22 protein-coding genes are annotated in these 21452 nt (G+C 71.8%); 13 read left to right on the forward strand and 9 right to left on the reverse strand.

Annotated elements, in window-relative coordinates:
* Positions 1-50 precede the first annotated feature (50 nt).
* Positions 51-1202, forward strand: a complete 1152-nt coding sequence (locus ABFJ78_RS12785) for a site-2 protease family protein (protein WP_436386161.1) — start codon at positions 51-53, stop codon at positions 1200-1202.
* Positions 1203-1264: 62 nt separating this feature from the next.
* A complete protein-coding gene (locus ABFJ78_RS12790) occupies positions 1265-2095 on the forward strand; it encodes a tRNA (adenine-N1)-methyltransferase (RefSeq protein WP_372665216.1) in 831 nt (276 codons plus the stop codon).
* Between the two features lie 93 nt (positions 2096-2188).
* Here ABFJ78_RS12790 and ABFJ78_RS12795 read toward each other — a convergent pair whose 3' ends face one another.
* Positions 2189-2635 (reverse strand): hypothetical protein, encoded by a 447-nt coding sequence (locus ABFJ78_RS12795; RefSeq protein ID WP_436386163.1) that lies wholly within the window; start codon positions 2633-2635, stop codon positions 2189-2191.
* Positions 2636-2648: 13 nt separating this feature from the next.
* Positions 2649-3539, reverse strand: coding sequence for a hypothetical protein (locus tag ABFJ78_RS12800; RefSeq protein ID WP_436386164.1), 891 nt, complete (start codon positions 3537-3539; stop codon positions 2649-2651).
* A gap of 365 nt (positions 3540-3904) precedes the next feature.
* Here ABFJ78_RS12800 and arc point away from each other — a divergent pair, with 365 nt between their 5' ends.
* Complete coding sequence (gene arc / locus ABFJ78_RS12805; RefSeq protein ID WP_285451603.1) at positions 3905-5707, forward strand: proteasome ATPase; 1803 nt, start codon at positions 3905-3907, stop codon at positions 5705-5707.
* Positions 5708-5757: 50 nt separating this feature from the next.
* Here the strand turns inward: arc and ABFJ78_RS12810 are convergent, their stop codons facing one another.
* Positions 5758-6681, reverse strand: a complete 924-nt coding sequence (locus ABFJ78_RS12810) for a DMT family transporter (protein WP_436386165.1) — start codon at positions 6679-6681, stop codon at positions 5758-5760.
* A gap of 97 nt (positions 6682-6778) precedes the next feature.
* Here ABFJ78_RS12810 and ABFJ78_RS12815 point away from each other — a divergent pair, with 97 nt between their 5' ends.
* The gene (locus ABFJ78_RS12815) at positions 6779-7618 is read left to right on the forward strand and encodes a DUF3626 domain-containing protein (RefSeq protein WP_436386166.1); all 840 of its coding nucleotides are present in this window, start codon (positions 6779-6781) and stop codon (positions 7616-7618) included.
* Here the strand turns inward: ABFJ78_RS12815 and ABFJ78_RS12820 are convergent.
* On the reverse strand, positions 7601-8479 hold the full coding sequence (locus ABFJ78_RS12820; RefSeq protein WP_436386167.1) for a TIGR03620 family F420-dependent LLM class oxidoreductase: 879 nt from the start codon (positions 8477-8479) through the stop codon (positions 7601-7603). The two genes, ABFJ78_RS12815 and ABFJ78_RS12820, sit on opposite strands and share 18 nt — an antisense overlap.
* Positions 8480-8545: 66 nt before the next feature.
* Positions 8546-8884, reverse strand: a complete 339-nt coding sequence (locus ABFJ78_RS12825; protein ID WP_436386168.1) for an ArsR/SmtB family transcription factor — start codon at positions 8882-8884, stop codon at positions 8546-8548.
* 47 nt (positions 8885-8931) lie between these two features.
* On the opposite strand from ABFJ78_RS12825, the gene ABFJ78_RS12830 reads away from it, so the two are divergent.
* From ABFJ78_RS12830 to ABFJ78_RS12840, 3 genes are read left to right on the forward strand one after another with little or no spacing between them, the layout of a single operon-like run.
* On the forward strand, positions 8932-9270 hold the full coding sequence (locus ABFJ78_RS12830) for a hypothetical protein (RefSeq protein WP_372665208.1): 339 nt from the start codon (positions 8932-8934) through the stop codon (positions 9268-9270).
* Positions 9271-9278: 8 nt separating this feature from the next.
* Positions 9279-10208 carry an aldo/keto reductase gene (locus tag ABFJ78_RS12835; protein WP_436386786.1) on the forward strand — a complete coding sequence of 310 codons (930 nt, stop codon included), beginning with the start codon at positions 9279-9281 and terminating at the stop codon, positions 10206-10208.
* A 48-nt stretch (positions 10209-10256) separates the two neighbouring features.
* Positions 10257-10865, forward strand: a complete 609-nt coding sequence (locus ABFJ78_RS12840) for a hypothetical protein (RefSeq protein WP_436386170.1) — start codon at positions 10257-10259, stop codon at positions 10863-10865.
* Here ABFJ78_RS12840 and ABFJ78_RS12845 read toward each other — a convergent pair.
* Complete coding sequence (locus ABFJ78_RS12845) at positions 10856-11374, reverse strand: NUDIX domain-containing protein (protein WP_436386171.1); 519 nt, start codon at positions 11372-11374, stop codon at positions 10856-10858. The two genes, ABFJ78_RS12840 and ABFJ78_RS12845, sit on opposite strands and share 10 nt — an antisense overlap.
* Before the next feature lie 42 nt (positions 11375-11416).
* Here ABFJ78_RS12845 and dop point away from each other — a divergent pair, with 42 nt between their 5' ends.
* From dop to prcA, 4 genes are all read left to right on the forward strand, one after another.
* Positions 11417-12919: a depupylase/deamidase Dop gene (gene dop, locus ABFJ78_RS12850; RefSeq protein ID WP_436386173.1), complete on the forward strand. Its 1503-nt coding sequence runs from the start codon at positions 11417-11419 to the stop codon at positions 12917-12919.
* A gap of 86 nt (positions 12920-13005) precedes the next feature.
* A complete protein-coding gene (locus ABFJ78_RS12855; RefSeq protein ID WP_013226725.1) occupies positions 13006-13200 on the forward strand; it encodes a ubiquitin-like protein Pup in 195 nt (64 codons plus the stop codon).
* Positions 13201-13318: 118 nt separating this feature from the next.
* Positions 13319-14176, forward strand: coding sequence for a proteasome subunit beta (gene prcB / locus ABFJ78_RS12860; protein WP_372665203.1), 858 nt, complete (start codon positions 13319-13321; stop codon positions 14174-14176).
* 54 nt (positions 14177-14230) lie between these two features.
* Positions 14231-15019: a proteasome subunit alpha gene (gene prcA, locus ABFJ78_RS12865; RefSeq protein WP_436386175.1), complete on the forward strand. Its 789-nt coding sequence runs from the start codon at positions 14231-14233 to the stop codon at positions 15017-15019.
* 352 nt (positions 15020-15371) lie between these two features.
* Here prcA and ABFJ78_RS12870 read toward each other — a convergent pair whose 3' ends face one another.
* Together ABFJ78_RS12870 and ABFJ78_RS12875 are read right to left on the reverse strand one after the other, a co-directional pair.
* Positions 15372-16568 (reverse strand): alpha/beta hydrolase, encoded by a 1197-nt coding sequence (locus ABFJ78_RS12870; protein ID WP_436386176.1) that lies wholly within the window; start codon positions 16566-16568, stop codon positions 15372-15374.
* Between the two features lie 103 nt (positions 16569-16671).
* Positions 16672-18096 (reverse strand): bifunctional phosphatase PAP2/diacylglycerol kinase family protein, encoded by a 1425-nt coding sequence (locus ABFJ78_RS12875; RefSeq protein WP_436386787.1) that lies wholly within the window; start codon positions 18094-18096, stop codon positions 16672-16674.
* 199 nt (positions 18097-18295) lie between these two features.
* Here ABFJ78_RS12875 and pafA point away from each other — a divergent pair, with 199 nt between their 5' ends.
* Entirely contained in the window at positions 18296-19654 is a 1359-nt protein-coding gene (gene pafA, locus ABFJ78_RS12880; protein ID WP_436386177.1) for a Pup--protein ligase, read from the forward strand.
* A 62-nt stretch (positions 19655-19716) separates the two neighbouring features.
* A complete protein-coding gene (locus tag ABFJ78_RS12885) occupies positions 19717-20739 on the forward strand; it encodes a WD40/YVTN/BNR-like repeat-containing protein (RefSeq protein ID WP_436386178.1) in 1023 nt (340 codons plus the stop codon).
* On the opposite strand, the gene ABFJ78_RS12890 is transcribed toward ABFJ78_RS12885, so the two are convergent.
* Positions 20736-21434, reverse strand: a complete 699-nt coding sequence (locus ABFJ78_RS12890; RefSeq protein WP_436386180.1) for an SDR family oxidoreductase — start codon at positions 21432-21434, stop codon at positions 20736-20738. The genes ABFJ78_RS12885 and ABFJ78_RS12890 overlap by 4 nt on opposite strands.
* Positions 21435-21452: the final 18 nt, after the last annotated feature.

Consider the following 21452-nt stretch of genomic DNA (forward strand, 5'->3'; position numbering starts at 1 on the left):
CCCGGACCGGATCACCCGCTCCCCACACCGGGGGCTCTAGGCTCTCCCGCATGGCCGCGACCAGTGAACAGGGCACCGGGGGCACCCGGCAGGCCGTCCTCCCGGACGGTGGTCTCCTGCTGTTCCGGGTCGCCGGCGTGCCCGTGCTGCTCGCGCCGTCCTGGTGGATCGGGTCGCTGATCGTCGTCGTGCTCTACACGCCGCTGGTCGGCCGGCTGCTCCCGGACGCCTCGACGCTGACGTCGTGGCTGCTGGCCGGCGCCTTCGCGCTGCTGCTGGGCTTGTCCGTGCTGGCGCACGAGCTCGGGCACTGCGTGGCCGCCCTGCGGCTGGGGATCCCGGTGCGGCGGGTGCGCCTGTTCCTGCTCGGCGGCCTGTCCGAAGTGGCCAGGACGCCGAAGCGGCCGGTCCACGAAGGCCTCGTCGCCGCGGCGGGCCCGGCGGTCTCGCTGTTGCTGGGCGGGTTCTGCGGCCTGCTGATGTTCGCCGTCCCGCCGGACGGCGCGGTCTGGATGCTGGTGGCCGAGTGCGCGGTGGCGAACCTCGCCGTCGGCGTGTTCAACCTCCTGCCCGGCCTGCCCCTCGACGGCGGCCGGCTGGTCCGCGCGGGCGTCTGGGCGGCCACCGGGATCCGCGCGAAGGGCACGCGCGCCGCGGTCGCCGGCGGCGCGGTCGTCGCCGCGGGACTGCTCGTGTGGGCCCTGTGGGGCCTGGCGACCGGCAGCCCGGACCGGTGGCTGCGCCTGGGCGTCTGCGTCGTCACGGCGTGGTTCGTGATCCTCGGCGCGCGGTCCGAGCTGAAAGCGGAGGCGCGCCGCACCTGGCCCGAAGGTCTGGACCTCGGCCAGCTGGTGCGGCCGGTGCTGCAGCTGCCCGCCGAAAGCCCGGTGTCGGACGCGCTCGCGGCGTCGGCGGGCCGGGGCGTGGTGCTCGTCCGCGCGGACGGCGTGGCGGCCGGGCTGCTCGACACGGGCGCGGCGGAGCGGCTCGCGGGCACCTCGCCGCACGCGCCCGCCGAGCTCGCGGCGGAGCCGATCCGCGCCGAAACCGTCCTGCTGGCCTCGGAACCGGGGGAAGACGTCGTCGAGCGCGTCCGCGAGACGCCGGCGTGGCAGTTCCTGGTCGTCGACGACGAGGGCCGTCCGGCGGGCGTGCTGCGCCGGGACGACCTGCGCGCCGCGCTGAACCGCCGTACCCGCTGAGGCCGGGCCCCGGACGGCCTGCGAAGATCTGTCGTCGGCCATTCGGGGTACAGGAGGAAGTGTTGTCGGTCAGCGGACCGTTTCGCGCGGGTGATCGGGTGCAGTTGACCGACTCGAAGGGGCGGCACTACACCTTGACGCTGGCCGACGGCGGGGAGTACCACACCCACCGCGGCGCGCTCGCCCACGACGACCTCATCGGCCGGCCCGAGGGCTCGGTGGTGACGTCGGCGGGCGGGTCGACGTACCTGGCCCTCCGCCCGCTGCTGCCGGACTACGTGCTCTCGATGCCCCGCGGCGCGCAGGTGATCTACCCGAAGGACGCCGCGCAGATCGTGATGTGGGGCGACATCTTCCCGGGCGCCCGCGTCCTCGAAGCGGGTGCCGGCTCCGGCGCGCTGACGTGTTCGCTGCTGCGCGCGGTCGGCTCGGAAGGGCACGTGAGCTCGTACGAGATCCGCGACGACCACGCCGAGCACGCCGAGCGCAACGTCGTGAAGTTCTTCGGGGAGAAGCCGGCGAACTGGTCGCTGACGGTCGCGGACCTGGCGACGCACGAGGGCGAGGTCGACCGGGTCGTGCTGGACATGCTGGCCCCGTGGGACCAGCTGCCGAACGTCGCCGCGCACCTGGTGCCGGGTGGCGTGCTGACGGTCTACGTGGCGACGGTGACGCAGCTTTCCCGCGTCACGGAGTCGCTGCGCGAGCAGCAGTGCTGGACCGAGCCCGAATCGTGGGAAACGCTGATGCGGCCGTGGCACGTGGTGGGCCTCGCGGTGCGCCCGGACCACCGGATGGTCGCGCACACGGCGTTCCTGCTCACCGCGCGCCGCTTGGCGGACGGGACGGTGTCACCCCGCGTGTCCCGCCGGCCGTCGAAGGGCAAGGGCTGAGGTGAAGCGCCCGAAGGCGGCCTTGGGTGCGTGAGACGCACCGAAGGCCGCCTTGGGTGCGTGAGACGCAACCAAGGCGGCCTTGGGGCGCTGCTAGCCGGGGACGCACCAGCGGCCGTTCTCCTTGTGGAGCGGGAACGGCGTGTCCTTCGTCCCGCCCGGGGCCTCGACGTGCACCTTCGCCGTCGCGGACTCGCCGCGGACCTCCGGTGGCTCCCGCAGCGTCGCCGTCACCCGGCCGGCCGCGTCCCACATCCGCTGCAGCCTGCCCAGGGCTTCGGCGGTCTGCGGGCGGCACGTCAGCTTGCCGAACGCCGCGGAGTCGTGCGCCGTGATCGCGTCGACGATCGCGCGGGCCAGCACGTTCACCGCCGCGGTGTCGACCGCGCTCGGCGCCGCCGAAGCCGACGTCCGCGGCGCCGGGGGTGGGCTCGACGGCGCGGGCGGGGCGCCGGACGGCGCTACGAGCAGCAGTCCCAGCACCACGCCCGCGCCGGCCACACCGAGCAGCACGAGCCCGGCGGCGAGCGCGCGGTTCACCGAACGCGGGGGCTCACGAGCCGTCCGCCTTGACGTTGGACAGGCACCACAGGCCGGATTCCTTCTGGGCCGACATCGTGCCGACCTTGGTCTTGCTGCCGTCCGTGGCCGAGTAGCGCACGGTGGACTTGTCCCCGGTGTCCTGCGGCGAGCCGGTCAGCTTGACCGTGACCTTCGGGATGTCGCCGGTGGTGCCCTCGAAGACGCTCCGGCAGATCGCGTCGCCGAGCGCCTTCTCGTCACCCGCGTTGTAGGCGGCGATCGTCGTGTCGAACAGCTCCTGCGAGCTGCCCTTGCCGGCCGGCGCGGGGCCGCTCGCGGGCTTGGTGCTCTTCGGCGTCGAAGTCGGCGAGGTGCTCTTGGGCTTCGGGGTGGTCGCCTTCGGCGCGGTCGTCGGGGCCGCGGAGCTGCTGGTGGCGGGCGGGGCCGCGGTGTTGTCGTCGTCCCCGCTGGCCACGACGAACCACGTCACGCCGCCGCCGACGAGGAGCACCGCCGCGGCCGCGATGCCGACGATGAGCCCGGTTTTCTTCTTCTTGGGCGGCGGCGCGTCACCGAAGCCGCCGCCTCCGTACGGGTCGTAACCGCCGAAGCCCGGCTGCTGCTGCTGCGTCGGCTGGCCCCACTGGTCCTGCTGGGGCTGCTGCTGGCCCCACTGGTCCTGCTGCCCGTACTGGGGGTGGCCCTGCTGGGGCTGAGGGCCCGTCTGGGGCGGGTAACCCCCCTGCTGCGGCTGACCGTACGGATCGGGCTGGCCGAACTGCTGGGTGCCGCCGTAGCCCGGCTGGGGCTGCGGTCCGCTCTGGGGGTAGCCGCCCGGCTGCCGGCCGTACGGCCCGGGCTGCTGCCCGTAACCTCCGGGCTGCTGGCCGTAGCCGCCCGGTTGCTGCGGCGGGTAGGTCATGGGTGGTGCCCCCTAGCGTTCCTTCGACGGTGAACCCGGCCTTCGAGGCGGCCGACGTCGGCCCGATGCTAGCCACCGGGCTCCTCCGCCGCGCGGTTAGGGCGGAACTGGCCGGAATTGCCCGGCTCGGGCGCGGTTGGCGCCCCGGAGAGCCGGGTACTCCCGACGTGCTTGGTTCGTCCCGGCCCGGACGGGCCCGCGACACACCGGGGCCACGGCACCAAAATGGCCTCTTGCGCTGCGGGAATGTCCGTGCTGGACCAGGCGAGGAAACCGCGACGCGCCGATCTTGTGATCCGGAAAGGCCTTTTCTTGTCGGTGATCGCCGGTACCGTGGAATGAAAAGCACTCCGAGGAGGTGCCCGATGCATCATGACCTTCCCGGAGGTCGGCGCGAGGAGGCCGACCCTTCAGCAACATCCGGAGCTGGGACGACGGCGGACGAGCAGGCTCGGCAGATCCGTTTTCTCGAGGAGGAAGTGGCGCTGCTGCGCCGCAAACTGACCGACTCGCCACGGCAGAACCGAGTTCTCGAACAGCGGCTCGCCGAGGCCTCGGAAAGGGTGAGCCAGCTCACCGAGCGCAACACCAAACTGGTCGAAACCCTGCGTGAAGCCCGAGGACAGCTCCTCGCGCTGCGTGAGGAGGTCGACCGGCTGGCCCAGCCGCCGTCCGGCTACGGCGTCTTCGTCGAGGCGTACGAAGACAACACGGTGGACGTCTACACGGCGGGCCGCAAGATGCGGGTGTCGGTATCGCCCGCGGTCGAGCTCTCTTCGCTGCGTCGCGGCCAGGCGCTGCGGCTCAACGAGGCGCTCACCGTGGTCGAGGCCGGCGGCTTCGAACGCACCGGCGAGGTGTGCGCGTTGCGTGAGGTGCTCGCCGCCGACGTCGAGGGCGGCAGCCTTCGCGCGCTGGTGGTCGGGCACGCGGACGAGGAGCGGGTGGTCCTGCTCTCCGACCTGCTGGCCGAGCAGCCGCTCAAGCCGGGCGACTCGCTGCTGGTCGACTCCAAGGCAGGCTACGCGTACGAGCGCGTGCCGAAGGCGGAGGTCGAGGACCTGGTGCTGGAGGAGGTGCCGGACGTCCGCTACGAGGACATCGGCGGCCTCACCCGGCAGATCGAGCAGATCCGCGACGCGGTGGAACTGCCGTTCCTGCACGCCGACCTGTACCAGGAGTACCAGCTGCGCCCGCCCAAGGGCGTCCTGCTCTACGGCCCGCCGGGCTGCGGCAAGACGCTCATCGCCAAGGCGGTCGCGAACTCGCTGGCCAAGAAGGTGGCCGAAGCACGGGGCGACGCGGCGGACGGGAAGTCCTACTTCCTGAACATCAAGGGTCCCGAGCTGCTCAACAAGTTCGTCGGGGAGACCGAGCGGCACATCCGCCTGATCTTCCAGCGGGCGCGGGAGAAGGCCTCCGAAGGCACCCCGGTGATCGTGTTCTTCGACGAGATGGACTCGATCTTCCGGACCCGTGGGTCGGGCGTTTCGTCCGACGTCGAGACCACGATCGTGCCGCAGCTGCTGTCGGAGATCGACGGTGTCGAAGGCCTGGAGAACGTCATCGTCATCGGCGCCTCCAACCGCGAGGACATGATCGACCCGGCGATCCTGCGGCCGGGCCGGCTCGACGTCAAGATCAAGATCGAGCGTCCGGACGCCGAAGGCGCGAAGGACATCTTCTCCAAGTACCTGGCCGAAGGGCTGCCGATCCACGCGGACGACCTCGCCGAGTTCGGCGGCGACGCCAAGGCGACGTTCGACGCGATGATCCAGCACACCGTCGAGCGCATGTACGAGGAGAGCGACGAGAACCGGTTCCTCGAGGTGACCTACGCCAACGGGGACAAGGAAGTCCTGTACTTCCGCGACTTCAACTCGGGCGCGATGATCCAGAACATCGTGGACCGGGCGAAGAAGTCGGCGATCAAGTCGGTGCTGGAGACCAAGCAGCCGGGTCTGCGCGTGCAGCACCTGCTCGACGCGATCGTCGACGAGTTCGCGGAGAACGAGGACCTGCCCAACACCACCAACCCGGACGACTGGGCCCGGATCTCCGGCAAGAAGGGCGAGCGGATCGTCTACATCCGCACGCTCGTCACCGGCAAGAACCAGGACTCGGGGCGGGCGATCGACACCGCCACGAACACCGGTCAGTACCTGTAGTTCCGAGGTTCGATGGGGCGGCCGCTTCGGCGACCGCCCCATCGGCGTGTCTAGCGGCTGACCAGCGCGGGTTCGGGCTTGCGTCGCCGCAGCCGTCCGTGCGCCGCGAGGATGCCCACCACGATCAGAACCGCGCCGGCCGGCTGGTTCCAGCTCACCGGCTCACCCAGCACCAGCACGCCGAGCAGCACCCCGACGACCGGTGTGAGGTAGGTCACCGCCGAGGCGTTGGCGGCGCCCCAGGCCGCGATGATCCGGACGTTCCAGACATACGCGATTCCCGTGCCGAAAACGCCGAGCGCCACCATGCTCGCCACCACCGCGAGGTCCAAGCGCGCCGGCGTGGTCGCGATCGCGGGCGCCAGCAAGCCGAGCAGCACCGTCGCCGACCCGGTCTGACCGAACGCGACGACGACCGGGGCCACGCCACGCGGGGAGACGAACCGGCGCATGTAGACGAAGCACGCGCCGTAACACGTCGTAGCGCCCAGGCAGGCCAGCTGCGCGGTCAGCTGGTGCGAGACGTCGACGCCGTGCCACACCCCGACGATCGTGAGCACGCCGAGGAATCCGAGCGACAGGCCCAGCACCCGCGGCGGCGTGAACCGCTCTTCGGGCAGTGCCGCGGCGGCCAGCAACATCGTGACGAGCGGCGTCGTCGCGTTGAAGATGCTGGCCAGACCGGACGAAATGTACTGTTCCGCCCACGAGAAGAGCAGGAACGGCACCACGCACAGCAGCACCGAAACGACCGCGAGGTGGCCCCACAGCACGGGATCCCGGGGCAGCGGCCGCCGGCGCACCGCAAGCACGGCCGCCAGCGCGAGCGCGCCCAGCGCGACCCGCGCGAGCGCGATCTGCGCGGGGGAGAGCCCGGCCAGCCCCACCTTGATGAACAGAAAACTCGCACCCCACACGACGGCCAGCAGCGCGAACCGCGCCGTGACCCCGAAACCCGCCGCTCCGAACCGCATGGGCGCAGTCAAGCCGGGGCGCGGGGCGCGAAGCCAGCGGTTTTCGGAGCTCTCCTTCTGTATAACGACCTATACGGCTCGGGGTAGGATGCCGCACATGGCACTGGGGGAAGAACCGTGGCAGCGAGCGATCGCACACGTCGCGAGCCGCGTGACGGGACCGCCGCTGCCCGAAGGCCTGGACGTCACCGTCCACTTCCACCCGGACCGCTTGGTGGGTGAGGTGCCGTTGCTGCGACACCTCGTCACGGACGGCGTCTACCGCTCGCAGTTCGAGACGGGCACGAGCAACGGCGGCCTCACGGCGCACGCCGGGGGAGACCGCTGGCGCTGGGAGCACCGCATGTTCGGCGGCGCCTACGACGACCTGCCACCGTCGGCCCGGCCGAAGTACGGCTCGCTCAACTACCGCCGCCGCCCGGCGGGCGGGTCCGTCCGGTTCGGCTCGTCCCACCTGGTGCTGAAGCGGGAAGTGCTGGCGCGGACGACGTTCTGCTACCCGGACAGCTTCGCCGAGCCGGACGACTTCGGTACCGCCGCGCACATGCCGTTGCTGCGCCTGGCCGAGGCGGACGTCCAGGACGAGCTCGACGACCACGTCGAGGCCCACGTCCACGGCCCGCTCCGGCCGGCGGCCGACGTCGAGGCGCTCGTCCTGGACCCGGCGTTCCGCGGCACCGACGTCGAGGCGGCGGCCGCGGACCTGCCGTTTCCCACCAGGTGGCACCACGGCTTCAGCCTGCCCGTCGAGGTGCTGGCCGAGCACGCGGACTACCGCGGCGAGGACGTCGTGCGGGCCGGCAAGGAGATCGCCGAGGACGGCCGGCTCGACGCCCGCGTCATCGGCGACGCCGTCCGCGCCGGCCGGCACGACCCCCAGGTGCTCAAGCGCGTCTGGCACTGCACCGCCCGGTTCGGCCTACGCGGCGACGGGTAGCAGCGCCTCGGCCAGCCGGCGCCAGTGCGGCATCGCCGATTCGCCCGGCTCGACGCCGATGACCTGGATGCCCACGTGGTCGGCGCCCGCGTCGAGGTGTCCGCCCAGCTTCGTGATGATCGTGTCGAGGTCGCCCCAGAACACCAGGTCGTCGACGATCCGGTCGGCCGCGCCGTCGATCTCCTCCTGGGTGTAGCCGAGCCGCCGGAACTTCGCGATGTTGTACGGCTGCGTGAGGTACGGGTGCAGGTGCGCGCGGGCGATCTCGCGCGCCTTCGCCGGGTCCGTCTCGAAGAGCACGGCGTGCTCGACGCCGAGGAACGGGCCGTCGCCGAGGATTTCCCGTGCCTGGGCCGTGTGCTCCGGGGTGACGTGGTAGGTGTGCGCGCCCGCCGCGTGGTCGCGGGCCAGCCCCAGCATCTTGGGGCCGTACGCGGCCAGCAGTCGCCGCATCGGGGCCCGCGGCGCGGGGTTGGTGATCGCGGCGGCGTCCATCGCTTCGAGGTAGCCGCGCACCGCTTCCAGGGGCTTCGGGCCGGGTACGCCGCCGAAGCCGAGGCCGAGCAAGTGCCGGTTCGGGTACGCGTCCGCGAGCAGCAGGGCCGCGCCCTGCGTCCAGCGCGGCTCGCGGGACCCGATCTGCGCGATGCCGTTGACGACGGTCAGCTTCTCGGTGGCGGCCAGCAGGAAGCCGGCGTGGGTGAGCGCTTCGCGGCCGTCGGTCTCCGGGATCCAGAGCGCCGGCCAGCCCAGTTCTTCCAGTTCCCGCGCGGATTCCCGGATCCGGCTCGCCGGCAGGCTTTCGAAGTCGAACGTCCAGATCCCGTAGCGGCCGAGCCGCATCCCCTCGATGGTGGTCATGGATCGAAGTATCGCAGAACTGCGATATGAGTCAATCGAGAGGGCCGCGGCAGGGGAGGGGAGAGGTCAGAGGGAGTGGCCGAGCGCCGCGACGAACCCCGCGATCCGGGCTTCGTCGCGCTTGTAGTGCGTCCACTTCCCGACGCGGGTCGCGCGCACCAGGCCGGCGCGCTGCAGCGCGGCCATGTACGCCGAGACCGTCGACTGCGCGAGCCCCGTCTTCTCCTGGATGTGGCTCACGCACACACCGACCTCGGCCGGGTCGGCGATCGCCCGCTCCACGGGGAAGTGGCGCTCCGGCTCCCGCAGCCACCGCAGGATCTGCAGCCGCTCGGGGTTCGCGAGCGCCTTGAAGACGTCGAGCAGCTGCTCGACGTCCGGCGGGGATCCGGCGCGTGTCGTCATGGCTGCCACCGAGTATATCGACGTATAACGACCTATACTCACCGGCCGTGAGCGAAGAAACGCATCGGCCCCGCGCGCCCATCACCGAAGCCGACGTCCTGGCCTGGCTGGAGACGACGGCGGCCGCCGTCCAGGCGGGGGAGGTGGGCGCCCAGGAGCTCATCGACATCCTCGGCGAGCTCCGCCGCGCCTCGGCGGCCTGCGCCGACGCCTCCGACTGGGCGCTGCTCGCCGCGCGCGAAGGCGGCGCGAGCCTGCGCCAGATCGCGCCGGTCTTCGGGAAGGGCTACGTCCGGGCTCCGGCCGCGCGCCTGGAGAAGCTGCACCGCCAGGCGCAGAACTCCGACCAGTGGCTGGCCATCCTCCGGCACAAGCAGACGGCGTGAAGGCGACCATGGACCGCATCGCGCTCGGCTTGGCGGCACTGGGCCGGCCCGCCTACATCAACCTCGGCCGCGAAGGCGCCCTGCCGCCGGTGCGGGACGTCGATTCCATGCGGGCCGCGACCTTCGCGGTGCTCGACGACGCCTACGCCGCGGGCGTCCGGCACGTCGACGTCGCCCGCTCGTACGGGCGCTCGGAGGAGTTCCTGGCCGGCTGGCTCGCCGAACGCGGGCACGCCGACGTCGAGGTGTCCAGCAAGTGGGGCTACGCGTACGTCGGGGACTGGCGGCTCGACGCCGACGTGCACGAGGTGAAGGAGCACTCGGCGGCGCGGTTCGCGACGCAGTGGGCGGAAACCCTGGCGCTGCTCGGAAACCGGGTCGGGCTGTACCAGGTGCATTCGCTCACTGTGGACAGTCCACTGTTCACCGACGAGCCCTTGGTCGAGGCACTGGCGGAGCTGTCCGCGAACGGCGTCGCGGTCGGGTTCTCGACGTCCGGGCCGGCGCAGGCGGACGCGATCGAGCGGGCGTTCGCGCTGGAAGTGGCCGGGCGGCCGGTGTTTTCCGCGGTGCAGTCGACGTGGAACGTCCTCGAGCGGTCGGCCGGCCGCGCGCTGGCCGCGGCGCACGCGGCCGGGAAACGCGTGCTGGTCAAGGAAACCTTGGCCAACGGCCGGCTCGCGGTGGCGGCGCCGAAGACCGTCCTCGACATCGCCTCCGCGCACGGGATCGGCCCGGACGCCGTCGCCGTCGCCGCGGTGCTGGACCAGGAGTGGGTGGACACCGCCGTCATCGGGCCGGCCGGCCAGGCTCAGCTGGAAGCGAACCTGCGGGCCACGACGGTCCGGCTGGGCGCGGCCGACCGGGACGCGCTGGCCGGGCTCGCCGAGGACCCCGGCGCGTACTGGCGACACCGGTCCTCCCTGAAGTGGGACTGAGCGGTTGCACTACCCTTCGCTGGCACGAAACCGACGACAGGAGGCCGGGTGCGTCATCGTCAGGTGGTCGCCTTGGCCGCGGTCGCGCTGGTGGGCCTGACGGCCTGCGAAGGGCCCGATCCGAACAACCTCGAGACGTACTACGACGATCCGGCGCCGACGTCGGCGCCGGTCACGACCGAGGCGCCGGTGCGTCCCGCGCAGGCCGTTCCGGTCGCGCCGCCGGAGCCCGATCCCGGTCTGCTCGCGGAGCCCGCGCTGCTGTCCGACGCGGACGTCGCGGACGAAGGTGTGCAGCCGGGCTCGAACGAGGTCGCCGGCTGCCTGGCGGACGGGCCGTCGGCGGGCAGCCGGACCGCGACCTGGCGCTATCCCAGCGGGTCGGTGCTGAGCCACCGCGTCGTGGTGTTCCCGGATTCCTCGGCCGCCCAGGCCGTCGCGGAAAACGAGTGCGCGGGCAAGCCGGTGAGCATCCCCGTCCAGCCCGGGGTCGAGCGGCAGCAGGCCTGGAGCGACGGCAAGACCTGCACGGTGCTGCTGGCCAAGGGAACGCTCGTGTCCGAGCTGACGGTCTCGGCGAGCACCGAGACGCGGGCCGTGGACGCGGCGAAGCGCCTGCTACCTGCGATGAAGGCGAAGCTGACGGCTCAGCCGTAGCGGCGGAACCACTCCTGGACGCCTTCGCGGCCGTCGGGGATGAAGGGCAGTTCGGGCGCCGGGTCGTCGACCCAGGCGCGGAGGTCTTCCAGCGGGATCCAACGGCCTTCGACGATCTCTTCGGCCTGGTGGCGGATCGGGCCGTCCCAGCGGACCTCGAACGCGAAGTTGTGGCAGCGGTTGCGGCCGTCGTCGTAGACCTTGGTGAACAGCGGAACGGGTTCCACCCCGTGGACGCCGAGCTCTTCGGCCAGTTCGCGGCGGGCGCACTCGGCCGGTGTCTCACCCGCCGCGACGACGCCGCCGGCCCAGCAGTCCCAGGTCGAGGGGAACACGTCCTTCACCGCGGTGCGCAGGTGCACGTAGACGGCGCTGCCGTCACCCGAACGGACCAGCACGACGCCGGCGGCGTGCCACAGGGCCTCGGCGCGGACCCGGCTCCGGGTGGTCGTGCCGACGACGGAGCCGGCCTGGTCATAGAGGGCAACGAGTTCGTCACTGCCTGGCATGGGTGCATCGTTCCACTAGGGCGACCCCGTAGGGTGGTGGACATGCGGCGGATCATGGGAACCGAAGTCGAGTACGGCATCTCCGTGCCGGGCGACGCGACGGCGAACCCGGTACTCACCTCGACCCAGGTCGTGCTGGCCTACGCGGCCGCGGCCGACATCCCGCGCGCCCGGCGGGCGCGGTGGGACTACGAGGTGGAGTCGCCGCTGCGCGACGCGCGCGGGTTCGACCTGACCGGGCCCGGCGGGCCGGGCCACGACCCGGACGTCGAGGACCTCGGCGCGGCGAACGTCATCCTGACCAACGGCGCGCGGCTGTACGTCGACCACGCGCACCCGGAGTACTCCGCGCCCGAGGTGACGAACGCGCGCGACGCCGTCATCTGGGACAAGGCGGGGGAGCGGGTGATGGAGGAGGCCGCGCTCAAGGCGGCGTCCGTGCCCGGCCAGCCGCAGCTGCAGCTGTACAAGAACAACGTCGACGGCAAGGGCGCGAGCTACGGCACGCACGAGAACTACCTGATGGCGCGGTCGACGCCGTTCACCGCGGTGATCGCGGGGCTGACGCCGTTCTTCGTGTCGCGGCAGGTCGTGACCGGCTCGGGCCGGGTCGGGATCGGCCAGCAGAGCGAGGAAGCGGGCTTCCAGCTTTCCCAGCGCGCGGACTACATCGAGGTCGAGGTCGGCCTGGAGACGACGCTGAAGCGCGGGATCATCAACACCCGCGACGAACCGCACGCGGACGCGGACAAGTACCGCAGGCTGCACGTCATCATCGGCGACGCCAACATGTCGGAGTACTCGACGTACCTCAAGGTCGGGACGACGGCGCTGGTGCTGGACCTGATCGAGTCGGGCATCCGGTTCGACGACCTGAAGCTCGACGAGCCGGTCAAGGCCGTCCACCAGATCAGCCACGACCCGACGCTGAAGACGCAGGTCGCGCTGGCGAACGGGAAGAAGTACACCGGGCTGGACCTGCAGTTCGCTTACCACGAGATCGCTTCGCAGAACCTGGAGCGCACCGGCGCGGACCAGGCCTCGAAGGAGGTCCTGCGGGTCTGGGGCGAGGTCCTGGACGCGCTGGCCCGCGACCCGCAGGAGTGCGCGGACCGGCTGGACTGGCCGGCGAAGCTGCGGCTGCTGGAGGGCTACCGGCAGCGGGACCAGCTGGCCTGGGGCGCGCCGCGGCTGCGCCTGGTCGACCTGCAGTACTCGGACGTGCGGCTGGCGAAGGGCCTGTACAACCGGCTCGTGACGCGCGGGTCGATGAAGCGGCTGGTCACCGAGGATGAGGTGCTGGCCGCGGTGACGACGCCGCCGTCGGACACGCGGGCGTACTTCCGGGGCCGGGCGCTGGAGAAGTACGCGACGTCGATCGCCGCGGCGTCGTGGGATTCGGTCATCTTCGACGTGGGCAAGGAGTCGCTGGTGCGGATCCCGACCCTGGAGCCGTTGCGGGGGACGAAGGCGCACGTCGGCAAGCTGCTGGACGAGTCGGCGACGGCCGAGGACCTGGTGGAGGCGCTCACCGGTTCGGACTAGGCGTGACGCACCAGCGATCGCGGCGTTGCCCCGAATGTCGGGGCCGCTGGGTAGGCTAGGAAACATCAGCCAGACCGGGAGGCGAGATGGCCCAGGAAAAGATCGAAAAGCACGGCGGTGGTGACTCCGACGAGGAGTTCGACGACACCGGCGCGGCGGGTCAGGAGCGGCGCGAGAAGCTCGGCGAGGACGTGGACACGATCCTGGACGAGATCGACGACGTGCTCGAAGAGAACGCCGAGGACTTCGTCCGGGCCTACGTGCAGAAGGGCGGCGAGTAAGCCGCTCGGGCGCCGCGCCCTTGCCGACCGTTCAGCCGGCGGCCGGGGTCTCGCGTGGTCGTTCGCCGCGCGGGGCTCTGGTCCCTCTGGCTCGCACAGATGGGATTTTTGAGCACGTATGGACAACACCAGGGGCATCTCGGGTCCCGCGCTGCCTGCCGCGTACTTCTCGTCGGCGACGTCGTCGTTTTCGGACTTCCTGCGCGAGCAGGCGCCTGAGCTGCTTCCCCACCGGAAGGTGGCGCCGGGCGGGGTGGCGGAGCTGGGCGTGCCGCACGGGACGACGATCGTCGCCTGCACCTTCGCCGGCGGCGTGCTGATCGCGGGCGACCGGCGGGCGACGTCGGGGAACCTGATCGCGAGCCGGGACATCGAGAAGGTGCACGTCACCGACGAGTACTCGGCGGTGGGCATCGCGGGCACGGCGGGGCTGGCCGTGGAGATGGTGCGGCTGTACGCCGTGGAGCTCGCGCACTACGAGAAGATCGAGGGCGTTTCGCTGTCGCTGGACGGCAAGACGAACAAGCTGGCCGGGATGGTCAAGGGCAACCTCGAGATGGCGATGGCCGGGCTGGCGGCCATCCCGCTGTTCGTCGGGTACGACCTGGAGGCCGAGGACGCCAAGCACGCCGGGCGGATCGTCTCGTACGACGCCGCGGGCGGCCGCTACGAGGAGAACGGCGGGTACGCCGGCATCGGCTCGGGTTCGCTGTTCGCGAAGTCCGCGCTGAAGAAGCTGCACGACCCGGACGCCGACGTCGAGGGCGCGGTGCGGGTCGCGGTGGAGGCGTTGTACGACGCGGCCGACGACGACACCGCCTCGGGCGGGCCGGACCTGGTGCGGCGGATCTTCCCGAGCGTCGTGACGATCACCGCCGAGCACGGCGCCGTGCAGCTGTCGGAGTCCGAGACCGCCGCGGTCGCGGAAGCCGTGGTGGCGGGGCGGATCGAGCGCCAGCAGCGCCGGCTCTCCTGACGCGGGCGGAGAACCAGTGAACGTGGAAACCCCGGAAGACCTGGAGCGCACACCGTGACGATGCCGTTGTATGCCTCTCCCGAGCAGCTGATGCGGGAGCGTTCCGAGCTGGCGCGCAAGGGCATCGCGCGCGGCCGGAGCGTGGTGGTGCTGAAGTACGCGGGCGGCGTGCTGTTCGTGGCGGAGAACCCCTCGGCCACGCTGCACAAGGTGTCCGAGATCTACGACCGGATCGGCTTCGCCGCGGTCGGGCGCTACAGCGAGTTCGAGAACCTGCGCGTGGCGGGCATCCGGCACGCGGACCTGAAGGGCTACCAGTACGACCGGCGCGACGTGAGCGCGCGGGCGCTGGCGAACGCGTACGCGGCGACGCTGGGCAGCATCTTCACCGAGCAGCTGAAGCCGTTCGAGGTGGAGATCTGCGTGGCGGAGGTGGCGGCGACCGCGGCGGAGGACCAGCTGTACCGGCTGACCTACGACGGCTCGATCTTCGACGAGCCGCAGTACGTGGTGATGGGCGGCCAGGCGGACAAGATCTCGGCAAAGCTGAAGGAGACGTTCGAGGACGGCCTCGACCTCCAGGCGGCGCTGGGCGTGGCGGTGGCGGCACTGCGCACCCCGACCCAGCCGGCCACGACTTCGTCGTCGGCGGGTTCCTCGTCGTCAACGTCGTCGTCGAACGGCAACGGCGAAGCGGACCCGATCAAGCTGGAGGTGGCGGTCCTGGACCGCGACCGCCCGCGCCGCTCGTTCCGCCGCCTGACGGGCACGGCCCTGGACGCGCTGCTGCCGGTACCGGACCCGGTGGGCGAGGAGCCGGAGAGCAAGCCGGAAGGCGAGTAAGGCTTCGAGAAGGCGGGGGCGTGGCCGATGGCCACGCCCCCGCCGTCGTGCGTAGCCGACGACGCAGCCAGCCGGCCAACCAGGAAAAGAAGCTGGGTGGTCATCCCGTCGCCTGAGGCCGCAAAAATCACTTTGAGCCAGGCCCGCAACCCACAGGAAAAGGCGAGAAGACAACGCAAGCTTGCGGGCCTGGCTCAAAGTGATAGGCCTCGTTCAGGCGACGGGATGACCACCCAGCAACCACCCGAGAAGACGAGCCGGAGAGCAAAACCCAAGGCCATCCCAGAGCCTGCCCGCCCGGCGAGGACATTTCTTTGGAAAGGACGGGCCCAACCTCCCCGCCACCCAGGCCTCAAGACACGGCGGGCGAAGCCCGAAAAGCCTGATCGGCGAAGGCCAGCAGATAGGGAAGAGTAGCCCGCGCGGTATGCCAGGTGTGGTTGAACCCGCGTTCGGCGTGCACCACGGCTTCCTGCCCCCGCGCCCGCAGCGCATCGGCGATCCGATGAGCCGTGGTGACGTCCGTCGGCGCCCCCGTCCCCACCGCCAGCATCACCGAAACCGGCGCCGGGAAGTTCATAGTCGGCAAGTACCGGCGCGGGGTGTTGGCCGCGATCGCCGCCCGGTTGCCGTCCAAAACGCCCACCGAGTCGTTCAAATCGTCGTACGGCAACGCGATCAGCAACGTGCCGAACTCGTCCACGTGGTGCAGCCCGATGTTCAGCGCGCCGAAGCCGCCGCCGGACATGCCGCCCAGCGCCCGGTGGCTGCGATCGGCCAAGGTCCGGTAGCGCTGGTCGATCGCCGGGACCACCGTGCGTGCCAGGTACGTCTCCAGTTGCGGGCCGCCGGGGACGTCGAGGCACTCCCAGTCCGTGCTGGGCACCCCGGCCGTCAGGTCGACGCTCACCACGATCATCGGCGCGATCACGTTCGCCTGCTGCAGGGCCAGCAGCGTGCCGGGCGCGTCCCCCGAGGTCAGCCAGTCTCGCGGGCCCCCGAACGGGTAGCCGTGAATGAGGTAGACGACCGGGTAGCGCCGGGCCGCGTCGGCGTTGTAACCCGGCGGCAGGATGACGTAGTTGCTGCCGGACGGGACGCCGTGCGCGGGGTCGGGGAGGTTCACCACGTCGATCCGCTGGCCGGCGGCCGCGGTGCCGGCGCCCGGGTGCGACACCGCCGACTCCGATGGCGCTTCCTTGCCGTCGTCGAGCAGGCGGCCGGCCAGGTTGACCACGCCGGGCCCCTTCTGGAGCAGGCGCGCGAGGTCGTCGGACGTCCGCACGTACCCGACGTAGCTGTTCAGGGCAGTGACTCCCGCGAGCAGCAACAGAACGCCGAAGGCGGTGAAGCCCCAGCGGCGCGTCCGGCGGCGGTGCCACAGCGCGATGACGGTGGCGAGGACCGCGACGGCGGCCGAGGCGAAGGCGAGCCAGATGAGCGGCGACTCGAACGGGCCCAGGTCGCGGGCGCGGGCGGTGATGTCGCCGGGCAGCACCGGGTCGATGGCGGCCCGGTGGATGCCGGTCGCCAGGCCGTGCCCGTCCATCGAATCCCCGCTCGTCCCCTGGCCGCGGGCAAGACCGCCCGCATCTCGATCAAGACGCTAGCCAGGGGACGCTGTGGGTTCGTTGAGAAAAGGTAAAGAGTCCTTAAAGGCGGTAGATGGTCAGCGCGCTGGGCCGGGACCGGAAGCGGAACCGGTTGCCGAGCGGCCCGACCTCACCGTCGGTCGCGACGCGGCGGTGGCCGTCCAGCAGCTCGACGTCCAGCTCGGCCACGTCGATCTCCTGGTAGACGTGGCTGGCCGCGAGGCTGCGGGTGACCATCGCCAGCAGGAACCGCGCCCGCGAGTAGGGCAGGTCGGCGCGCAGGTACCGGACGTCGAGCAGGCCGGTGTCGAGCGCGGGCCGCCGGCTGGGCGCGAAACCCTTCGGCGCGTACGTGCCGTTGCCGACGAACAGCAGCCAGACCTGCGTGAGCTTGCCGTTGAGCCGGACGGTCAGCGGCCGGGCGTGCCGCAGCGTACGGGTCAGCGCGATCGCCGCCGAGGGCCACTTGGGGTGCTTCTGCTGGAGCTTCTCGCGCAGCCGGACCATCTCCGGGTAGCCGCCGAGGCTCGCGGTGTTGACGAACCAGCGGTGCGCGGTGCCGTCGCCGCCGTCGATCTCGACCTCGCCCAGGTCGATGCCGACGGCGTTGCCGACCTCGGTCGCCGCGTCTGCGTCGGGCATCGAGGTGACGCCGACGTCGCGGGCGAAGTGGTTGAGCGTGCCCGCCGGGATCAGCGCGAGCGGCAGGTCGCGTTCGGCGGCGACCGCGGCGACCGCGGCCACGGTGCCGTCACCGCCCGCGACGCCGAGCGCACGGACCGTCCCGCGGGCGTCGATCTCGCTCTCGAGCTGGGCGATCAGGTCCTGGTCGGGGTCCGGGTAGAGGATCTCGGCCTTGGGCCAGGCGTGCCGGGCGTCCTCGGTCGGGTCCTGGCCGTCGATCCCGGACTTCGGGTTGACCAGCACGAGCATGTCGTCGCCGTCGACCATCTCCGGCGCGTCCGCGTCGTGGGCGGTGCGGCCGGGGACGTCGTCGTGCAGCGGCCACCAGTGCCGGGTCGCCAGGCCGACGCCGACGCCGATGCCCAGGCCGACCCCCACGTCGGAGGGCCAGTGGACGCCGGTGTGGACGCGGGAGTAGGCGACGGCCAGCGCGAGCGGCGCCACGGCGAGGCCGGCGCGCGGCGACTCCATCGCCACCGCCGTCGCGAAGGCCGCCGCGGAGGCTGAGTGGCCGGACGGGAAGGACGACGACGTCGGGCGTTTCCGCAGGCGGCGGCGCACCGGGGTCTCCTCCTCGGCCGGGCGGCGGCGGGGGAAGAGCGGCTTGCCGATCAGGTTGGCCGCGGCGCTGGCCCCGGCGATCGCGACGACCCCCCGGAAGGCGGCCCGCCTGGTGGGCCCCTTCCGCGTGGCCAGCAGCGCCGCGACGCCCCACCAGAGGCGGGACTTGTTCGCCGATCTGGACAGCGCCATCAGCGCGTCGTCGGCTTTCGTGGCCGGGAGGGCGGCGGTGCGCCGCATCAGGGCGCGGTCGGTACGCCCGACCCGCCGGAAGGCCTGGATCAGCTGGTGTGTCAAGGAGTCGCCTTCCCCAAGTCGTCAAGAGCAGTGCTCCAATCGTGCCTGAATCGGGGAGATTTCACCGTCTGTGGCATACCGGGGGCGTGTCGACGCCCGAACGGCGCACCGTCGAAGGGGGTGCAGCGCCTACTCTGGTGGGATGCAGCGGCGGATCTTTGGCATCGAGACCGAGTTCGGGGTCACGTGCACCTTCCACGGACAGCGCAGGCTCTCGCCCGACGAGGTGGCGCGCTACCTCTTCCGGCGGGTCGTGTCCTGGGGACGCTCATCGAACGTCTTCCTGTCGAACGGCTCCCGGCTCTACCTGGACGTCGGCTCGCACCCCGAGTACGCGACGGCCGAGTGCGACGACCTGGTCCAGCTGGTCACGCACGACAAGGCCGGGGAGCGCATCCTCGAGGACCTGCTGGTCGACGCCGAACGGCGGCTCGCCGACGAGGGCATCGGCGGCGACATCTTCCTCTTCAAGAACAACACCGACTCCGCGGGCAACTCCTACGGCTGCCACGAGAACTACCTGGTGACCCGCGCCGGTGAGTTCTCCCGCATCGCGGACGTGCTGCTGCCGTTCCTGGTGACCCGGCAGCTCATCTGCGGTGCCGGCAAGGTGCTGCAGACCCCGCGCGGCGCGGTCTACTGCCTCTCCCAGCGTGCGGAACACATCTGGGAGGGCGTCTCGAGCGCGACCACGCGCTCGCGGCCCATCATCAACACCCGCGACGAGCCCCACGCCGACGCCGAGCGCTACCGGCGCCTGCACGTCATCGTGGGCGACTCGAACATGGCGGAGCCGACGACCATGCTCAAGGTCGGCTCGGCGAACCTCGTCCTCGAGATGATCGAGGCCGGCGTCCAGTTCCGCGACTTCACCCTGGACAACCCGATCCGGGCGATCCGCGAGATCAGCCACGACCTCACCGGCCGCCGCCAGGTGCGCCTCGCCGGTGGGCGCGAGGCCTCGGCGCTGGACATCCAGCGTGAGTACCACGCCCGCGCGATCCAGCACCTCAAGGACAACGGGTCGACGCCGGCGAACGAGCGCGTCGTCGAGCTGTGGGGCCGGGCGCTGGACGCGGTCGAGCAGCAGGACTTCGGCAAGATCGACACCGAGATCGACTGGGCGATCAAGCACCGGCTGGTCGAGCGCTACCGGCACAAGCACGACCTGGACCTGTCCAGCCCGCGGATCGCGCAGCTCGACTTGGCCTACCACGACATCCGCCGGGGCCGGGGCATCTTCGACCTGCTCCAGCGCAAGGGCCTGGTCCGCCGGGTCACCGACGACGGCGAGATCGAGGCCGCCAAGGACACCCCGCCCCAGACGACCCGCGCGAAGCTGCGCGGCGACTTCATCGCCGCCGCCCAAGCCGCGGGCCGTGACTTCACGGTCGACTGGGTGCACCTGAAGCTGAACGACCAAGCCCAGCGCACGGTCCTGTGCAAGGACCCGTTCCGCTCGGTCGACGAGCGCGTGGAACGCCTGATCAGCTCGCTCTAGGCCGGCCGCCCGCCCGGTGTTCCCTACGAAAGTCGCCGGGCGGGTGCGGCAGGATCTCCCGCATGCGTGTCGTGCTGCTCGTCTGCGCTCTGCTGGTTTCGCTCGCGGCCCCGGCGTCGGCGGGTGAGCACCCGCCGACGTGGGAGCCGACACCGACCGGCGTCACCGCGCAGTTCCGCGGCCTGTCCGCCGTCAGCGCGCGGGTGGCGTGGGTCAGCGGCACGCAGGGCACCGTCCTGCGCACCACCGACGGTGGGGCGACCTGGAAGTCCGTGGGGCCGCCGGGCACCGAGGCCCTCCAGTTCCGGGACATCGAGGCCTTCGACGCCGATCACGCCGTCGTGCTGTCGATCGGGCCCGGGACGGACTCCCGCGTCTACCGGACCGACGACGGCGGCGCGCACTGGCGGCAGACGTTCCAGAACACCGACGCGGCGGCGTTCTACGACTGCCTCGCCTTCTTCGACCCGTGGCGCGGGCTCGCGATGAGCGACCCGGTCGACGGGCGGTTCCGCGTCCAGGCGACCTTCGACGGCGGCCGCAGCTGGCGGCAGGTCCCCGACCGCGGCTTCCCGCCCGCGCGGCCCGGCGAGGCCGGGTTCGCGGCCAGCGGCCAGTGCGTCACGACGGCGGGGCCGTTGGACGCCTGGCTCGCGACCGGCGGCGGGGCGACCGCCCGCGTCCTGCACTCCGGCGACGGCGGGCGCCACTGGAGCGTTTCCGACACGCCGCTGCCGAGCAGCCCGTCCGCCGGTGTGTTCGCCCTGGCGTTCCGGGACCCGCGCCACGGCGTCGCGATCGGCGGCGACTTCGCGAACCCCACGGCGTCAGGTCCAGCAGTCGCGCTGACCGGTGACGCCGGCCGGACCTGGCGCACCCCGGCGCAGTACCCGGCGGGGTACCGCTCCGGAGTGGCCTGGCGCGGCGGGACGCTCCTCGCCGTCGGCCCGGGCGGCAGCGACTACAGCCCGGACGGCGGCCGGCACTGGACGTCGTTCGACACCGGCAGCTTCGACAGCGTCGACTGCGCCGGTGCGGCCTGCTGGGCGAGCGGCGCCGGAGGCCGCGTCGCCCGGCTCCGCTAGAGCACCTGACCGGTCGGGCGGACCATGATCTCGTTGACGTCGACCGACGGCGGCTGCGACAGCGCGTAGAGCGCCGCGCGGGCGATGTCGTCCGCGTGCAGGTTGGGCTTCTTGCGCTGCTCGTCGCTGAGGATGTCGGTGTCGGTCATGCCGGGGTTGATCAGCGTGACGCGGACCCCGGTGCCGACGGCCTCCTCGCGGATCGCGCCGGCCATCCCGGTCACGGCCCATTTGGTCACCGAGTACAGGCTCGCCTTGCGGATGTAGCGGCCGGCGACCGAGCCGGTGATGAGCAGGTGCCCGGCCGACTCCCGCAGCGCGGGCAGCGCGGCACGGGCGGTGTAGGCCGCGCCGAGGACGTTCGTGCGGACCATCTCCTCCCACGCCCGCGGGTCGGGGTCGTCGTCGCCGAAGAACGACGTCCCGACGCCGATCCCGGCGTTGGCGAAGGCCGCGTCGAGCCGACCGAACCGCTCGACGGCCCGCTCGACGGCACCGGAGATGCTCGGCCAGTCGCCGACGTCGCCGCCGAGCGCGAGGGCCTTGTCCTCGCCGAGCTCCGCGGCGAGGGCGGTGACGGACTCGGTCTTGCGAGCCACGAGAGCGACCTTGAACCCGGAGGCGGCGGCGAGGCGCGCGGTGGCGGCGCCGAGGCCGCGCGAGGCGCCGGTGATGAGAAGAACGCGATCATCCATGCCGCCAGGCTAGGGAGA

The sequence above is a fragment of the Amycolatopsis sp. MEPSY49 genome (assembly GCF_051337345.1).
Lineage (GTDB): Bacteria > Actinomycetota > Actinomycetes > Mycobacteriales > Pseudonocardiaceae > Amycolatopsis.

Coding starts and splice junctions, on each gene's coding strand:
- ABFJ78_RS12815 (WP_436386166.1), top strand. CDS start 6,779: ATGGCACTGGGGGAAGAACCGTGGCAGCGAGCGATCGCACACGTCGCG.
- ABFJ78_RS12820 (WP_436386167.1), bottom strand. CDS start 8,479: ATGACCACCATCGAGGGGATGCGGCTCGGCCGCTACGGGATCTGGACG.
- ABFJ78_RS12800 (WP_436386164.1), bottom strand. CDS start 3,539: ATGACCTACCCGCCGCAGCAACCGGGCGGCTACGGCCAGCAGCCCGGA.
- ABFJ78_RS12845 (WP_436386171.1), bottom strand. CDS start 11,374: ATGCCAGGCAGTGACGAACTCGTTGCCCTCTATGACCAGGCCGGCTCC.
- ABFJ78_RS12855 (WP_013226725.1), top strand. CDS start 13,006: ATGGCCCAGGAAAAGATCGAAAAGCACGGCGGTGGTGACTCCGACGAG.
- arc (WP_285451603.1), top strand. CDS start 3,905: ATGCATCATGACCTTCCCGGAGGTCGGCGCGAGGAGGCCGACCCTTCA.
- prcB (WP_372665203.1), top strand. CDS start 13,319: ATGGACAACACCAGGGGCATCTCGGGTCCCGCGCTGCCTGCCGCGTAC.
- pafA (WP_436386177.1), top strand. CDS start 18,296: ATGCAGCGGCGGATCTTTGGCATCGAGACCGAGTTCGGGGTCACGTGC.
- ABFJ78_RS12870 (WP_436386176.1), bottom strand. CDS start 16,568: ATGGACGGGCACGGCCTGGCGACCGGCATCCACCGGGCCGCCATCGAC.
- ABFJ78_RS12875 (WP_436386787.1), bottom strand. CDS start 18,096: ATGCGGCGCACCGCCGCCCTCCCGGCCACGAAAGCCGACGACGCGCTG.
- ABFJ78_RS12785 (WP_436386161.1), top strand. CDS start 51: ATGGCCGCGACCAGTGAACAGGGCACCGGGGGCACCCGGCAGGCCGTC.
- ABFJ78_RS12835 (WP_436386786.1), top strand. CDS start 9,279: ATGGACCGCATCGCGCTCGGCTTGGCGGCACTGGGCCGGCCCGCCTAC.
- ABFJ78_RS12885 (WP_436386178.1), top strand. CDS start 19,717: ATGCGTGTCGTGCTGCTCGTCTGCGCTCTGCTGGTTTCGCTCGCGGCC.
- ABFJ78_RS12825 (WP_436386168.1), bottom strand. CDS start 8,884: ATGACGACACGCGCCGGATCCCCGCCGGACGTCGAGCAGCTGCTCGAC.
- ABFJ78_RS12890 (WP_436386180.1), bottom strand. CDS start 21,434: ATGGATGATCGCGTTCTTCTCATCACCGGCGCCTCGCGCGGCCTCGGC.
- dop (WP_436386173.1), top strand. CDS start 11,417: ATGCGGCGGATCATGGGAACCGAAGTCGAGTACGGCATCTCCGTGCCG.
- ABFJ78_RS12810 (WP_436386165.1), bottom strand. CDS start 6,681: ATGCGGTTCGGAGCGGCGGGTTTCGGGGTCACGGCGCGGTTCGCGCTG.